Source organism: Collinsella sp. SGI.033 (genome assembly GCF_050315135.1).
Lineage (GTDB): Bacteria > Actinomycetota > Coriobacteriia > Coriobacteriales > Coriobacteriaceae > Collinsella.
Map to the genome: position 1 here is coordinate 80,625 of NZ_JBNPOK010000004.1, position 15,391 is coordinate 96,015.

14 protein-coding genes, 1 tRNA gene and 1 CRISPR repeat array are annotated in these 15,391 nt (G+C 54.0%); of the genes, 8 read left to right on the forward strand and 7 right to left on the reverse strand.

The window, feature by feature from the left end; all coding sequences use genetic code 11:
- Nucleotides 1–270 precede the first annotated feature (270 nt).
- Genes cas9 through csn2 form a run of 4 tightly spaced genes read left to right on the forward strand, consistent with a single transcriptional unit; the run spans nt 271 to nt 6,353 of the window.
- Complete coding sequence (gene cas9, locus ACQRC0_RS02400) at nt 271–4,476, forward strand: type II CRISPR RNA-guided endonuclease Cas9 (RefSeq protein WP_427727472.1); 4,206 nt, start codon at nt 271–273, stop codon at nt 4,474–4,476.
- A complete protein-coding gene (gene cas1, locus ACQRC0_RS02405; protein ID WP_427727474.1) occupies nt 4,463–5,344 on the forward strand; it encodes a type II CRISPR-associated endonuclease Cas1 in 882 nt (293 codons plus the stop codon). The genes cas9 and cas1 overlap by 14 nt, the downstream gene beginning before the upstream one ends.
- A gap of 23 nt (nt 5,345–5,367) precedes the next feature.
- Entirely contained in the window at nt 5,368–5,676 is a 309-nt protein-coding gene (gene cas2, locus ACQRC0_RS02410; protein WP_154515878.1) for a CRISPR-associated endonuclease Cas2, read from the forward strand.
- The gene (gene csn2, locus ACQRC0_RS02415) at nt 5,673–6,353 is read left to right on the forward strand and encodes a type II-A CRISPR-associated protein Csn2 (RefSeq protein ID WP_427727477.1); all 681 of its coding nucleotides are present in this window, start codon (nt 5,673–5,675) and stop codon (nt 6,351–6,353) included. The genes cas2 and csn2 overlap by 4 nt, the downstream gene beginning before the upstream one ends.
- A gap of 55 nt (nt 6,354–6,408) precedes the next feature.
- Nucleotides 6,409–9,731: a CRISPR direct-repeat array (repeat unit 36 nt; unit sequence GTTTTGGAGCAGTGTCGATCTAACTGGTAATCAAAC).
- Nucleotides 9,732–10,019: 288 nt separating this feature from the next.
- Here csn2 and ACQRC0_RS02420 read toward each other — a convergent pair.
- The 5 genes from ACQRC0_RS02420 to ACQRC0_RS02440 all read right to left on the reverse strand — a co-directional run bounded on the left by ACQRC0_RS02420 (nt 10,020) and on the right by ACQRC0_RS02440 (nt 12,024).
- Entirely contained in the window at nt 10,020–10,493 is a 474-nt protein-coding gene (locus ACQRC0_RS02420; RefSeq protein ID WP_427727480.1) for an HK97-gp10 family putative phage morphogenesis protein, read from the reverse strand.
- Complete coding sequence (locus tag ACQRC0_RS02425; protein ID WP_427727483.1) at nt 10,493–10,714, reverse strand: hypothetical protein; 222 nt, start codon at nt 10,712–10,714, stop codon at nt 10,493–10,495. Before ACQRC0_RS02425 ends, ACQRC0_RS02420 begins: the two co-directional genes overlap by 1 nt.
- 80 nt (nt 10,715–10,794) lie before the next feature.
- Nucleotides 10,795–11,136 carry a YjcQ family protein gene (locus ACQRC0_RS02430; protein ID WP_427727486.1) on the reverse strand — a complete coding sequence of 114 codons (342 nt, stop codon included), beginning with the start codon at nt 11,134–11,136 and terminating at the stop codon, nt 10,795–10,797.
- On the reverse strand, nt 11,129–11,326 hold the full coding sequence (locus ACQRC0_RS02435; protein WP_427727488.1) for a hypothetical protein: 198 nt from the start codon (nt 11,324–11,326) through the stop codon (nt 11,129–11,131). The genes ACQRC0_RS02430 and ACQRC0_RS02435 overlap by 8 nt, the downstream gene beginning before the upstream one ends.
- Nucleotides 11,311–12,024, reverse strand: a complete 714-nt coding sequence (locus ACQRC0_RS02440; protein ID WP_427727491.1) for a hypothetical protein — start codon at nt 12,022–12,024, stop codon at nt 11,311–11,313. The genes ACQRC0_RS02435 and ACQRC0_RS02440 overlap by 16 nt, the downstream gene beginning before the upstream one ends.
- A 152-nt stretch (nt 12,025–12,176) precedes the next feature.
- Here ACQRC0_RS02440 and ACQRC0_RS02445 point away from each other — a divergent pair, with 152 nt between their 5' ends.
- The 3 genes from ACQRC0_RS02445 (at nt 12,177) to ACQRC0_RS02455 (ending at nt 13,534) form a co-directional block, all read left to right on the forward strand.
- On the forward strand, nt 12,177–12,923 hold the full coding sequence (locus ACQRC0_RS02445) for a hypothetical protein (protein ID WP_427727493.1): 747 nt from the start codon (nt 12,177–12,179) through the stop codon (nt 12,921–12,923).
- A 229-nt stretch (nt 12,924–13,152) separates the two neighbouring features.
- Nucleotides 13,153–13,237 (forward strand) — tRNA-Leu (locus tag ACQRC0_RS02450).
- Nucleotides 13,238–13,339: 102 nt separating this feature from the next.
- The gene (locus ACQRC0_RS02455) at nt 13,340–13,534 is read left to right on the forward strand and encodes a hypothetical protein (RefSeq protein WP_427727495.1); all 195 of its coding nucleotides are present in this window, start codon (nt 13,340–13,342) and stop codon (nt 13,532–13,534) included.
- Here the strand turns inward: ACQRC0_RS02455 and ACQRC0_RS02460 are convergent.
- Nucleotides 13,531–14,319 carry an ADP-ribosylglycohydrolase family protein gene (locus tag ACQRC0_RS02460; RefSeq protein WP_427727497.1) on the reverse strand — a complete coding sequence of 263 codons (789 nt, stop codon included), beginning with the start codon at nt 14,317–14,319 and terminating at the stop codon, nt 13,531–13,533. The genes ACQRC0_RS02455 and ACQRC0_RS02460 overlap by 4 nt on opposite strands.
- 139 nt (nt 14,320–14,458) lie before the next feature.
- On the reverse strand, nt 14,459–14,911 hold the full coding sequence (locus ACQRC0_RS02465; protein ID WP_427727500.1) for a helix-turn-helix domain-containing protein: 453 nt from the start codon (nt 14,909–14,911) through the stop codon (nt 14,459–14,461).
- 198 nt (nt 14,912–15,109) lie between these two features.
- Here ACQRC0_RS02465 and ACQRC0_RS02470 point away from each other — a divergent pair, with 198 nt between their 5' ends.
- Nucleotides 15,110–15,379: a hypothetical protein gene (locus ACQRC0_RS02470; protein WP_373116800.1), complete on the forward strand. Its 270-nt coding sequence runs from the start codon at nt 15,110–15,112 to the stop codon at nt 15,377–15,379.
- The last annotated feature ends 12 nt before the right edge of the window (nt 15,380–15,391 follow it).

Here is a 15,391-nt window from a genome sequence, read left to right on the forward strand (position 1 = left end):
GACCCGCAGGCACTCCATTAAACGCTCACGCTCATAGCACGAACGTTGAGCAACATTACGTTTGCCGATAGCTATTAAAAAATGTCCGTTCGCGGTAGTAGCATCAAAAAAGAGGGGTCCCGAATGGAACCCCTCTGGCAAGTCAAATTGTCCCCTACGGGACGCCTTCCAAGGAAGGCATTTTTGGCAAAGCCGTATTTTGACTCGCAGTGTCGATGTAACTGGTAATCGACAAGGCAACTGTAACACAGCGCGGAAGGGCTGGTCGACATGAATTTAAGAAACTACTCTGGCGACTACAATATCGGCCTCGACATGGGAACCGGCTCCGTTGGTTGGGCGGTGACCGATGCCCAGGGCAAGCTCCTGCATTTTAAGAAACAGCCGACGTGGGGCAGTCGTTTGTTCGATAGCGCACAGCCGGCGTCCGAGGCGCGCGTTCATCGTGGACAGCGTCGCCGTTACGTGCGCCGCCGCTGGCGCCTCGACTTGCTGCAAAAGCTGTTCGAGCCTGCGATGAGCGAGGTTGATCCGGGCTTTTTCATGCGACTTAACCAGTCGCGGACCATTGAGGGCGATCCGATCTTTACCAAGGACTTCACGAAGGCCGATTACTACGATCGCTTCCCGACCATCTATCATCTGCGCACTTACCTTATGGACACCGATGAGCAGGCCGATCTTCGATTGGTGTATCTCGCAATTCATAACATCGTTAAGCATCGCGGTAACTTCTTGCGCCAGGGGGAGAAGCTGACGGCAAAGACGGCAAAGACATCCGATGCCCTTAAGAATCTCAATGGCGCTCTGAAGGCATGGTGTGAATCGAGAGAATATGAGTTCGCGAAGCTTGATGAACTCTCTGTAGCGAAGATCTTGGCTGATGAGCGATCTTCTCGTTCGCAAAAGGCAAAAGACATTCAGGCGCTTGTTAAAGTGGATACTGCGGATGCGGCTGCGAACAAAAAGCTGGCGAAGGGTTTGTCGAGCGCTGTCGTCGGTCTCCAATGCGAGTTCAAAGATGTGTTTGGCGAGTTTGAGTGCGAGGCAACTAAGCTCGCGTTTTCGGATGACGAGAAGTTAGAAGCGCTGCAGGCCGCATGTCCCGATGACTGCGTCGAGCTTCTTGAGTCCGTTTGCGGTGTTTACTCTGCTTACGTGCTGCAGGGGCTTTTGTCCTATGCTGAGGGCCAGACAATCTCGGTCAACATGATCGAAAAATATAATTGTTACGCGAATGATCTTGATCGACTCAAGACTTTGGTCCACGAATATGCTCCCGGCTCATATGAGTCTTTCTTCCGCGGCGCAACCTATCACGATTCGAATAGCGATGACCCCTCGCGCGACTACGATGCCTCTAAGGCACAGGGTTACACCGCATATGACCTGCATAAACTATCCTATGATGACTTCGCTAAATCCGTAAAGAAGCTCTTTGCGGGAACGGGTGCGGAGACGGATGAGCGCTATATTGCCATGATGGACGCATTCGACAAACAACGCTTTTTGCGTCGCCTTAAGACGAGTGATAACGGTGCCATCTACTATCAGCTGCATCTTGAGGAGTTGCAGGCTATTCTCAAAAACCAGGGCCGCTTCTATCCGTTCCTCAAGGACGATGCAGCGAAGATCGAGAGCCTGGTCACGTTCCGTATTCCGTACTATGTGGGACCGCTGACGCCTAAAAATGCTGCCCAGGACAAACATGGCAACCACCGATTCCAATGGTCCGAGCGTAAGCCCGGCATGGAAGATGCGACGATCACGCCTTGGAACTGGGATACCGTGATCGATAAGAACAAGAGCGCCGAGAACTTTATTCTGCGCATGACGGGCGATTGCACGTATCTTGCTGGTGAAAAGGTGCTTCCCAAGCAGTCTCTGCTCTATGAGGAGTTCTGCGTTCTGAATGAACTCAATGGTGTTCGCTGGTCCGAAGATGGTGACGATTGGCAGCGCCTGGATGCCGCGCAGCGCGAAGGCATTGTCCATGAGCTTTTCCATAAAAAACGTCGCGTTACCTACAAGATGATTGCCGACTGGCTGGTAAAAGAGGGCGACGCGACAAATCCGGTTGTCCGCGGTGGCCAGGGTGAGAGCGGCCTTGAATCAAAGATGGGCTCGTACATCTTCTTTGCCAAGGATATCTTTGGCGTGGATGAGTTGAGCCGCGCCGAGTATCCGGTTATCGAAAAGATCATTCTTTGGAACACGTTGTTCGAGGACCGCTCGATCCTTAAGGAAAAACTGCAGGATGAGTTTGGCCCCAGTGGCAACGGAATGCTCGATGCCGAGCAGATTAAAAAGATCTGCAAAAAGCGCCTGACTGGTTGGGGACGTCTGTCGGAGAAGTTCCTGACGGGCATCAGGATTGATACGCAAGCTGGTCGCTCTATGAGCATCATGGACGTGCTGCGAGAGGGAAACCCCAGCTCCGAGCGTCGCCTGGGCGAGACCATGGTGATGATGGAGATTCTCCACGACAACACACTGGGCTTCCAGGAAAAAGTGGATGAGCACAATCGCAAATACTATGCCGAACATGAGAAGACTCTAGGCGTAAATGAGCTTCCCGGATCTCCGGCGATTCGTCGCAGCCTGAATCAAGCGATTCGCATTGTTGACGAAATCGCAAGGATTGCGGGGCACGCGCCGGCTAACGTTTTTGTTGAGGTGACTCGCGACGAGGACGAAAAGAAAAAGGGCAAGCGGACTACGAAGCGCTGGGACGCCATCGAGGACGCTCTCAAGGCGTTCAAGGCCGAGGGCGGCAACCTGGCTGTTATGGACGATTTTAAAGAGCTCAAGGCAGCCAATGTAGACCTTGACGAGCGCCTGACCCTCTATTTGATGCAAAACGGAAAATGCCTGTATTCCGGCCGCGCTATCGATCTCAATAAACTTATGGCGGGCTCGGGCGAGTATGAGGTCGACCATATCATTCCGCGCGCCTACATTAAGGACGACAGTCTCGAAAACAAGGCGCTGGTGTATCGCGAGGAAAATCAGCACAAGACCGACCAGCTTTTGATTGATAAGAGCATTCGCTGGAAGATGGGCGAGACGTGGAAACAGCTGCATCAGGCGAAGCTCATTGGCGATAAAAAGTATCGCAACCTGCTGCGTTCTTCCATAAACGAGAACGCTATGAAGGGCTTTGTCGCGCGTCAGCTCGTGGAGACGAGCCAGATGGTCAAGATGGCGCAGGCGTTGCTTGAGGCACGTTATGCCGATGAGGGGACGAAGATCGTTCCCGTTAAGGCGAGTGTGTCGCACAACCTTCGTGAGGCAGCTGGCTTGGTCAAATGCCGCGAAGCCAATGATTTCCATCATGCGCATGATGCCTATCTGGCATGCCGCTTGGGGCTGTTTATTCAGATGCGCCACCCCGGAATGTATGAGAACCCCATTGGCTACTCGCACGTGATTAAGAAATACGTGCGCGAGCAGTCCGAGCTGTTTAAGAAAACCCATCGCATGCCTGGATCGGCCGGATTTGTCGTCAATAGTTTTATGACTGCGGGTTTTGACCCCGAGACGGGTGAGGTCTTTGACGATGCCTGGACCGAGGACGACGAAGTCAAACGTTATAGGGGAAAGTATCTTCCGGACGGCTGGAACGCAGCGGCAGAGGTCGAGGGCATTCGCCGTGCGCTCAACTACCGCCAGTGCTACATCTCGAGGATGCCGCAGGAGGATACGGGCGCGTTCTGGAAGGCAACGATTTACTCGCCGCGTGATCCCAAGATGGGCGCAAAGCTTGAGTTGTCGACCAAACAGGGGCTCGACGCCAAACAATACGGCGGTTTTTCGAGCCAGCAGTTTGCGTATTTCTTTATCTATGAGGCCAAAAAGAAAGGTAAGCCGGTGTTCCGGTTCTCTCAGGTTCCCGTGTGGCTTGCGGCACGCATCGAGGGAGACTCGGCAGCGCTTAGCGAGTATGCGAGGGGACTTGCGGAGAAGGAGGGCCTGGAGTACGTCGGTATCACGAGGTCGAAGATCTACAAGAAACAGCTGATTGAGGTGGATGGAGACCGTTTGATTATTACTGGCGCAAAGGAGGTCAGATCGGGTTCTCAACTGGCGTTTTCGCAGGATGAGATGCTGCTGTTAAATATGTCGAAAACGGATGAAAAGCCAAGCATTCTTCCTTTGCTTGAGGGGTTGGTGAACAAGATTGGTTACGCTGCTGATGCAACTTGTGGAAAGTTGTCCAGGCAGCTTAAGCTCTCTCGGCTGTCTTCCGTGTCGGTGCTCGATGAATCGCAGCAGCGTGAGCTTACGTTTGGCCTAATTCGTATCGAAAACGGTACGGATCGAGTTGTAGACCTCTCTGGAATTGGCGGGCCTGCAAAGGCGGGCGCTATGGTGACGGACATATCAAAACTAATCAACGACCCAGCAATTCCATTCTTTATCGTTGACCAGTCTGTAACGGGCATGTTCGAGAGAAGGACCCGTGTCGGGCTTTAGGAATATCGTCATTTCCAGCCCTTGCAAACTGCAATACAAGGGCGGCTACATGGTTGTCCGTCGCGAGGACGACACGGCGAAGGTCCACCTTTCGGAGATTTCGTCGGTCGTCCTCCAGACCAACCAGGTGTTCATAAGCGCTTATCTGCTCTCGGAGCTTGCCAAGGCAAAGGTCGCGTTTGTCGTTTCTGACGAGAAGTGCGACCCTATTGGGCAATATTTACCACTATACGGAGCACATAACACCAGCAAGCGTATTGCGGAGCAGCTTGAGTGGGGCGAGCCGATCAAAAAGCGCGTATGGCAACGAATCGTGCGCGACAAAATCAAGCATCAGTCTGATGTGCTCCACGCCCGTGCGCGTGAGGAGCAGGGCGAGACGCTCAAGAGCATTGTTGCCGAGGTGCGATCGGGTGATACGACGAATCGCGAAGGACATGCAGCCCGGCTGTATTTCAGCTCTCTGTTTGGTTCGCCCTTCTCGAGGGATGATGACATACCCTTGAACGCTGCTCTCAATTACGGGTATGCGATTTTGCTGTCGAGTGTCAATCGTGAGATTGCGGCGCGCGGATACCTTACGCAAGTGGGGATTTGTCACAGAAATGAGTTTAACCAGTTCAACTTGAGCTGTGATTTTATGGAACCGTTTAGGCCCCTTGTGGACCGTATTGTGTTCGATAACTTTGACGGTGAGTTCTCTAAGGAGACAAAGCTGCTTTTGGTCGACATGCTTAATCAGGGGATCGCATATCGAGGCGGCACGTATCGCGTGGGCTCCGTAATTTCTCTGTATGTTGCCGACTGCCTCAAGGCTCTTGACCGGAAGCTGTCGGTAGATGAGATCGAGTCGTTTGAGGTCGTATGAGTGCCGGGGAAAGGATCAGATATATGAGGCTTGTTGTCTTCTTTGATTTGCCCGTCGATACTCCTGCGCAGAGAAAAGACTACCGGGTGTTCCGCAAGTTTCTTCTTAAAGATGGCTATCTTATGCTCCAGGAATCCGTGTATGCAAAGCTTGTTGTTAATGATGGGGCGGCGGGAAGCGCAGTGCAAAGACTCAGGAAGCATCGCCCGCCAGCTGGCCTTGTACAGGTTTTGCGCGTGACCGAATCTCAGTTTTCGACCATGGAGTACATTACGGGTAACCGCGAGGCTCATGAGGAGATAGACACGATGGAGGAGCTCCTGGTTTTATGAGGCTCGTGTTTTCGGGACTTGAGAACTCGCTGGAGCTAACAGCAGGGGAGACATCGGTTTTGCAAGTCGAGAACTCGGCTCTATTCGCACGGATTGCAGCTTCTTTGCAAAACGGATTGGGGCGCCAGGCGTTGGAGCCTTATTCCCTTTGGAAAGACGATGAGGAGATCAAGCCCGGCAGCGCTCTAATGGTGGTGCCTGATGCGCTGAATCTTCCATGGGATGACCGTTCGTTTGTGACCGCAGTCACCAAGAAGGTAGAGCGCGAGTTCCTCGAAGACGAAGATTTGCGTATGCAAGTGGAAGAGGCTGAACGAGCAATAAAACTGCGTTTGGGTGGATTGAATCTTGGTTTTAATGCCGACTTGGGGTTTGGTTTAGAATGGGATCTGAAGCGCTACCTCAAGTTTTTAGGGTTTGGTGCAGCGCCTCAAGAAGATAAATCGTTCCTTGATAATCTGCTGAATTTTCTTTCATTTGCTCTTGACGCTGGCTGCAGAAAGACAATCGTATTTGTTAATCTCAAAACTTTTTTGACGGAAAATGAGCTGCAAACGCTCTATGACCACGTGTTTTTCCTTAAGTTGAGCCTGTTGCTCCTGGAGAATAAAAAAGATACCATGTCTTACGGACACGAACATAAACTAACGGTTGACCTGCAGTTTTTAGAGCATTGAAAGAACCGACCGGTTAGATTGAACGTCCCGTCGCAGTAGGGAATTTGCTCCAATGGTTTTGGAGCAGTGTCGATCTAACTGGTAATCAAACTATCGCCGACCGGTACGACTTGACTGGCGAGTTTTGGAGCAGTGTCGATCTAACTGGTAATCAAACTTACTACAACTCTATTGCCTGTGGCACTAAGTTTTGGAGCAGTGTCGATCTAACTGGTAATCAAACTGAAGATAACCTCATGGACTACCTTTACGGTTTTGGAGCAGTGTCGATCTAACTGGTAATCAAACGACATCGCTTCCATATTCGCGAGGCTCGTGTTTTGGAGCAGTGTCGATCTAACTGGTAATCAAACTGCTCTCGACTACTTGCCCCATGAGTCGCTGTTTTGGAGCAGTGTCGATCTAACTGGTAATCAAACTAAGACATCGCTGCCATATTCGCGAGGCTCGTTTTGGAGCAGTGTCGATCTAACTGGTAATCAAACGACCTCGAGACATATGCACAGGTATACTCGTTTTGGAGCAGTGTCGATCTAACTGGTAATCAAACCGCCAGCGCGATACTGCCTAGGTACGCAATGTTTTGGAGCAGTGTCGATCTAACTGGTAATCAAACGCACGCTCCTGGTCCTCCCCACGGGGTGCGTTTTGGAGCAGTGTCGATCTAACTGGTAATCAAACTCCCAGCGGGAGATAATCACGTCGCAATAGGTTTTGGAGCAGTGTCGATCTAACTGGTAATCAAACCAGACCTCGAGACATATGCACAGGTATACTGTTTTGGAGCAGTGTCGATCTAACTGGTAATCAAACGTTCAAAGCAGATTGTAAAGAGTGCGACGTGTTTTGGAGCAGTGTCGATCTAACTGGTAATCAAACAATTCCGCTGATCGCACCGGCAAGGCCATTGTTTTGGAGCAGTGTCGATCTAACTGGTAATCAAACCGAGAGCATACTTACCGACGTTATCGAGCTGTTTTGGAGCAGTGTCGATCTAACTGGTAATCAAACGAGATTAGGTGAGCATAGGCGCGGGGTGTGTTTTGGAGCAGTGTCGATCTAACTGGTAATCAAACTCCGCTCGCCCTGTATGTTTGGAGTGACCAGTTTTGGAGCAGTGTCGATCTAACTGGTAATCAAACTCCGCCCGCCCTGTCCGTTTGGAGTAACCAGTTTTGGAGCAGTGTCGATCTAACTGGTAATCAAACCTCTCGATTATAGGTTAGGAGCCTAAGTATGTTTTGGAGCAGTGTCGATCTAACTGGTAATCAAACACTTTTTAAAAAATTTTTTCCAAACAAGAGTTTTGGAGCAGTGTCGATCTAACTGGTAATCAAACATAGAACTGACTAACAAAGCCACTGACTATGTTTTGGAGCAGTGTCGATCTAACTGGTAATCAAACACGTCCGGTGCCATATCTCTTTCCTGTGGGTTTTGGAGCAGTGTCGATCTAACTGGTAATCAAACCAGATTCGTATCTGATACTGTGGCAACTACGTTTTGGAGCAGTGTCGATCTAACTGGTAATCAAACAAGAGTGGGCTACTTTAGCTCATAAGCACTAGTTTTGGAGCAGTGTCGATCTAACTGGTAATCAAACCGTATGACAGACAGAAAGAGCTTTGATCTAGTTTTGGAGCAGTGTCGATCTAACTGGTAATCAAACTAATGCCTCGCCGATATAGGCGGAATAATGTTTTGGAGCAGTGTCGATCTAACTGGTAATCAAACCAATTTATTCTAACCAAGAAAGGACCGGTCGTTTTGGAGCAGTGTCGATCTAACTGGTAATCAAACCCGAACATGTTCGGGTTAAACCGAAAAAGGTTTTGGAGCAGTGTCGATCTAACTGGTAATCAAACCGATTTCCCTGACGTGTTCGAGCGTCGTGGTTTTGGAGCAGTGTCGATCTAACTGGTAATCAAACTGACTGATGCCTTGGCGGTCTCACTGGCTTGTTTTGGAGCAGTGTCGATCTAACTGGTAATCAAACATGATACTGAGCAACACGTCCTTGACTTGCGTTTTGGAGCAGTGTCGATCTAACTGGTAATCAAACTTGGATTAGCTGATTCCATTATAGCTAGTGGTTTTGGAGCAGTGTCGATCTAACTGGTAATCAAACCTACCTTGTAGGTATGAGCCTTGATCCACTGTTTTGGAGCAGTGTCGATCTAACTGGTAATCAAACGAGTGATAGACTAGTAACCAACGGGGAGAGGTTTTGGAGCAGTGTCGATCTAACTGGTAATCAAACTTTATCCGCGCTTAATGGGCGCTCTTTCGGGTTTTGGAGCAGTGTCGATCTAACTGGTAATCAAACCCCAAGGTTGTTCAAATACTGTCAACCATTGTTTTGGAGCAGTGTCGATCTAACTGGTAATCAAACGCGCGCAGAGAAGCGCGGCAACCAAACACCGTTTTGGAGCAGTGTCGATCTAACTGGTAATCAAACCAGGCCTCGGCACCGAAAACATCACGGTGAGTTTTGGAGCAGTGTCGATCTAACTGGTAATCAAACCTCGTCGATTTCGTATACGACCTCCTCGCGGTTTTGGAGCAGTGTCGATCTAACTGGTAATCAAACAAAGTAATGCTTTGGAAGGACAACAAATAGTTTTGGAGCAGTGTCGATCTAACTGGTAATCAAACTCTTCGATTAGCTCAGTCATTGCAAGGGATGTTTTGGAGCAGTGTCGATCTAACTGGTAATCAAACTAATCGCATATCGGCTACAATGTTTCACGGTTTTGGAGCAGTGTCGATCTAACTGGTAATCAAACGGGAAGGCGGCGTTACGATGAGGACGAAGGGTTTTGGAGCAGTGTCGATCTAACTGGTAATCAAACCACCAGTCTTGAGGTCGTACACGCCGTTGGGTTTTGGAGCAGTGTCGATCTAACTGGTAATCAAACGGGCGATCTGGTCGCAGCCTGGAACTACTGTTTTGGAGCAGTGTCGATCTAACTGGTAATCAAACCGCTTCAAGCACGCGCCAGCCGACGCAATCGTTTTGGAGCAGTGTCGATCTAACTGGTAATCAAACGAGCGCCAGTACCTGTGTTCGGCTATCTTTGTTTTGGAGCAGTGTCGATCTAACTGGTAATCAAACGAGTTAGGGATGCCGCAGGTGCGGACGGCCGTTTTGGCGCAGTGTCGATCTAACTGGTAATCAAACGCTAAACCCCCCTTTAGCGAAGCCGAAACCGTTTTGGAGCAGTGTCGATCTAACTGGTAATCAAACGCACGCGCTTCGGCAAGGACTCCAAGAAGTGTTTTGGAGTAGTGTCGATCTAACTGGTAATCAAACACCCAATTCGACCCATCAGCCATTCGCATGTTTTGGAGCAGTGTCGATCTAACTGGTGATCAAACTTGGCCTTGAATGCGTCCAACTACTTCTTGTGGTCGTCCGCCTTGCCCGCAGCCTCCTTGAACTCGTCACTCTGCGTCGTGAGCGCGTTTGCACTCTCGGCATGCTCCTCGGATCTGGTCAATCTTCTCCTCCTCGATGCCCATTGCCTTGAGCATCCTGCGTGTGAGTGTCAACTTCTTTCTCCCGTTCTTCGGAGTGGATGACGCGCTGTCGCCCCTTGCCTCGGGACCGGCGCGCGCCGCGTTCCCTCGCGGCGCGGACATTGTCGGCACGGAGTAACGCGGGCGTCAGCCGCCGAGATGCTTCTGCATGATGGCGCGGTATGTCGGTGCGTGGTCCTTTGCCGCCGGCTTGAGGTAGGGCTGCGGCTTCTGGTGCCTCGTTCCCAGTTCGACATATGGCGCGTACTCGACGTTCGTGCCGATGACGGCGCACTTGCCGCCTCCGTCGACGATGTGGGTGGTGGAGTTGCGCAGGCGGCCCGTGTCGACCGGGCAGGCGCGCTTGGCGTAGCCCTCGGCGACGAGGCCGATCTCCTCAAGCGCCGTGGCGAGCGCCTGGTCTATGGCCTCCGCGATGGCCTCGCGGTTGTCCTCGCGCACCTCGACGAGCCCGGAGATGTCGGAAGCGGTCAGGCCCTTGGCGCTGCCGCGCGTGAAGCCCTTGGCGCCCATGCCCTCCGTTACGGCGCCGTTTCGGTCAGTCCACGTGTCGTTCTTGGAGCTCCACTTCTCATTGCCGACCTTTCGCGGCGCGTCCATCAGCCCAGCACCTCCATGCCGTAGCCCACGCGGCCGGACACGTCGACCTCGCACGCCTCGACGGCCCGCGCCGGCACGCCGGGGCTGCCCAGGGTGCAGCCGTCGCCCGGTCCCACCTCGTCGCCTCGCACGGTGCAGATAAGCACGTCGGGCTGGGTGAAGCCGAAGCCGAGCCTGATGGCGCAGTCGGAGCATCTCTTGCATTCGGTTATGGGGTTCATGGGGTCCTCCCTCGTTCGGGAGGATGGTCACGCCGCGGTCACGCGGCATGAAAAAGCCCCGCCGTGGCGGGGCCTCACAGTCAGACGAACGGGGCTATGTCCTTTGCCTCCTTGAGGAACTTCCTCACCTTGGCCATGAAGGAGTTGTCGGTCAGGTACTCGATGCCGCGGGGCGTGATGCAGGCGCCGTCGAGGCCGTAGACGCGGTCGAACGTGTTGTCGACCTCGACCCTAATCGCTCCCGAGATGAATCCGTAGTCGAGCAGGCTGCACAGGATGTAGTGCCAGTACCGCTCGTTCGCGCCTGCGGCGAGGGCGATCTCGTCGAGCCTCTTGGGGTCGACGTCCTCCCCGCCCTTCAGGCACGTATAGAGGTACAGGAGGATGCGGTAGACGATCACGTGGTAGTCGTTCTTAGCCATTGACGCTCCTGACGCCGTGTTCGAGTTCCCAGTCGATGTCGCGTTTCCATGCCTCTTCCCACGTTTTCGGCGGGTTTTCTCGCTCGTCCTCGAGAAGGGCCTCGAGAGCTTCATCAGAAATACCCGCCAACTTAACGGACACGGGCCGGTCGTCGACGCCGAAGGAGCTGTAGTCTATAGCTTTTCCCATTTGATGCCATGGCTCCTTTCGTAGGCCCTCATCACTTCGATGATCGCGTCGTATTCATCAAGCCCCATTTTAACCTTCTCGGAAACCTTCTTGTCGAATGACTTGCCGAGAAATGGCACTTCTCCCACCTTGTAGTAGTAGACCTCTCCGTTGTGCAGGGCGACCAGCCCGCAGCCGTATCCGTTGTATCCCGCTGACGCGAAATCGCTCCCGGTTGGCGGTATGTTCGTCGGATGGTTGTGTACAGATATGAGATCACCGCGGGGGTGGCTGGAAATCGCCCTCTCGACTTCGGCGTTTCTCGCCGTCTCGAACGGCGCTGTGCCGGAGGTGCTCCTCGCGACAACCTTCCCGCTCGACCTGGAGACCAGCACGAGGTCTTCGAGCTCGCTGCCCGAGCGATGGGTCAGCATGGCGACAGCGGACTCATGTAGCGACTTGACGGCATCCCTCGGCATATCAAGCTTCGAGAACTTCGCGGCATAGCCGTCCGACTTCACGATGTCCATGTCGACCTTCGAGCCACGGGCCGAATGCCGCTTCGAGGTGATACCCCTCTCCGTCGCCAGCGCCGTGTCCAGTACCTTCTGCTGGTCGCCGGCGCTCATCTTGCGGAACGAGCCAGGTGGGATGCCGCGCTCTCTGTTTTGGAGCAGTGTCGAGCCAGCTGGAAATCCGGCCCTGCTGCGCGTCACCATAGCGACCTACAGGCCGGGGCCCCGCCGACGAGGTCGCGCGCTACCAGGCGAAGAAGCTCGCGAAGGGCGGCGACGCGGCGTTCGCCAGGGCGTGCGGCGAGTACGCCCGTAACGACGCGCTCCGAAGCCTGAATGAGACGATCATCTCCAACGTGGGCCGCGACAGCGGCAAGGGCGTGCGCTTCGCGCGCGTGCCGACGGGCTTTGAGACCTGCACCTTCTGCATCATGCTCGCGAGCCGCGGCGCGGTCTACCACACGCGCAAGTCCGCCGGCGAGTTCAAGCACTTCCACCGGCACTGCGACTGCAAGGTGGTCCCCGGCTTCGAGGACGACCCGGACGCGGAGCTCGTGGAGGGCGTGAACCCGGAGGAGCTGCGCGACCTGTACGTTCGGTTCAAGGAAATAGACGACTGCGGTCTGCCGAGGATTCAGGAGGATGCACTCAAGCATGCATGCCTCGATCGGTTCGCTGCCCAGTCCGGCAGACAGCGGATACCTTCGTCTGAGCTTTCCGAGATATTCGAGGCGGCAAGAAGAGACGCTTGGAATAGGTTTGCGAGGGAGAAAACCGAACAGAACTACGAAGCGACTTTCGGGGAGTTTGTGCGGCTCCTTGGTGGGCAGTACGGGGCGACATGGGAATGCGGCTCGATTAGGAATATCGGGGGGACGGCTGTATATGCCAACCCAAATGGCGATGAGCTCTGGGTCGCAGCCAAGATTTCGCCCTATGAGCGCTTCATAAAGTTTCTTCCGTCAGATCAGGATGTCGTCCCTGATATCCAGACATCGTTGGGTTATGCCGAAATTAAATGTCCAACTTCGGCTAAAAAATCTCCGCAAGGCTTCGCCACGCAAAGGCTCAGCTTGAGGCGGTGGGCTCCGGGGAGAAGGTGACTTATCTTGGATTGCAAAAGGTCAATGATGTTGACCGTGCCCGCGCAATCGCCGCGGACATGCAGTCGGGAGGGACGGCCGTGAACGTCTGGTGCATTCTGCCTGACGGCCAAGTCGCACGTCCATAGAAAAAGCGCCCGCGGCCTCGGTTCCTCACCCAGGTCTAGGCGCTCTTTTTAAGATTATTCTACCACATCGACCGCGGATTAAACTGCGGGCCACATCTTACCGGGGCGTGGCGGAATGGCAGACGCGCGTGCCTCAGGAGCACGTGGACATCGCCCGTGCGGGTTCGAGTCCCGCCGCCCCGGCCAAAACGTTGAAGCAGGCCATCCGCACGGGTGGCCTTTTTCATGCCTAAAAGCGCCCCGCACGGGGCAAGACGATGCCCCGCACGGGGCGGAAATGGAGGGAGTGTGGCCCAGGAGACCACGCCCACCGAGACCAAGCCGACCGAACCTGCACAGGGCGGAGGCGCCGGTCAGGAGCCCGACTACAAGGCGCTCTACGAGAACGCGCTGAAGGAGTCGCGCAAAGACTCTCGCAGCCTCACGCAACATCGACCTCTCCGCGATGCCTTCTGGCTTGTTTCTGCTGCCGCCGCGCCCTAAAACAGGCAGCTCTCAATCAGATCCTTCCCTCGTAGAGTGTCGATCCACTCCCGTGGAATTGCCTCGATACCGTAGGCCGTGCCGGCGAGGGCGCCTGCGACGGCTGCAGTGGTGTCGGTGTCGTCGCCCAGGTTGACGGCGGCAAGCACGCAGTCTTCGTAGCTGCTGGTGTTGACGAAGCACCAGGTGGCTGCCTTAAGCGTGTCGCGCACGAAGCCGCCGGATCTGATTTCGTGCTCGGGTACATCTTTCAGACAGAGTGCCCATTCGGGGAGCGCGCCGTCCATCGCGGACCTCAACAGCTCGATGAACGTGACGCATGACTCGGTCGACGTTCTGTGAGCGTGCGTTATCGCGGAGATCTCACGGATCTCTTCGTCCGTCGCGTCGACAAACGCCAGGGGAGCGATGCGCATGAGCGATCCGTTGCCGTTGTCGCGCTCGCCGGAGCCTCCTTTGCCGGTGCGCAGGGCTCGAGCGGTCGTGCCGCCGTAATCGAAAACGCCGTCAATCGTATACTCGCCACGGGCAATCCAGCCTACGAACTTGTCGCGCATGTCTGCGGTGTCGATATGCTCGAGCTCCCTAATCGAGTCACAGGTAGCAAGCGTCATAGATGTGTCGTCGCTCCAGGTGCCGGCGGGTTGCCCATGCGTGCCATAGCCAATCATGTCGGTGCATTTGAACGTGCCGCGAGGCATAAACTCGTAGGGAACGCCCAGTGCGTCGCCAACGGCAAGTCCGTAGATGCAGTCGCGCAGTGTTGTTTTCGGTCTGTCTGTCATGGAAAACTCCTCTTGCACTTCGGATTGGAGATGCGCGGCGATCAGCGGCAATATGTCCAGCTCGATTCGCGATGCAGTGCGTCGCGAATCGAGAGAACACAATGGTCAATATGTCAAAATGGTATGCATAGACGTCTCTTTACACGGCAACAGGCATTTCTTTTGGGCGTCCTGCCTTTGGTGCATCGGCGAGTCGTGCCTCGATGGAAGCTTTGGACACCATGCGCTTGGTGCCATCCTTCCATGAATCCAACAGTCCTGCATTTATCAGTTGCGATACCCGTGCTGAGCTAACACCGAGCATACGAGCGGCATCCGCTGCGGTGACGGTGGGGATGTCGCCGAGTTCGCGACTGACGGCCACGGCAATAATCTTGCCACCGTGCTGCGGCTCGTGGCCAAAGTCCGGCGCAGGCAGGTCGACGCCGCCCATTAGGTGGTCATCGACCATGCATGCGAGAAAATCAGCGGCGCTTTCGACAGCGTCGTTTAGGCCGGATCCGAACGTTCCGCTTCCGCCCAGCGAGCCACATGGCACGGCATCGACCATGCCGTCCGAATCAAAGAACTCGGATTCCCATACGTAAACCATGTAAGACCTCCTCCGATGCCGGCGATTTGAGGAACATCCTAAGAGCTCACCAAGCGCATCAAACACCTTTATTGATTCTAGTTTGAAGCCTCGTGCGGACACGATTTTGGTGCTCCGCGCACGACCGCGAAAAGGGTTTGCGGTGACTAAAATGTGGCCATAGAGGCAGTTTTAGCGAACCCCGCGGGAGCGACACGCATGGATAACAACACTTTGCTGTTCCAGGACAAAGGTTCGGGTAGGTTTAAAGACGTTAAGATCTACCCCAACCGTATTGAGGTGCTCAAGAAGGGCACTTTCGGCGGCAAGCACACCGAGATTGTCTATCTTAAGGACATTACGGGCGTCAATAGAATCAAAGGCCGCGATGTTTTCCTACGTAACAGGCTGTTGACTGCTTGTGTCTTTAGCCTGAGCAGCCGCTCCCAGGCCCAGGAATTTGTGAACGCGCTGAACATGGTGATGTAGCATATGGCGGCG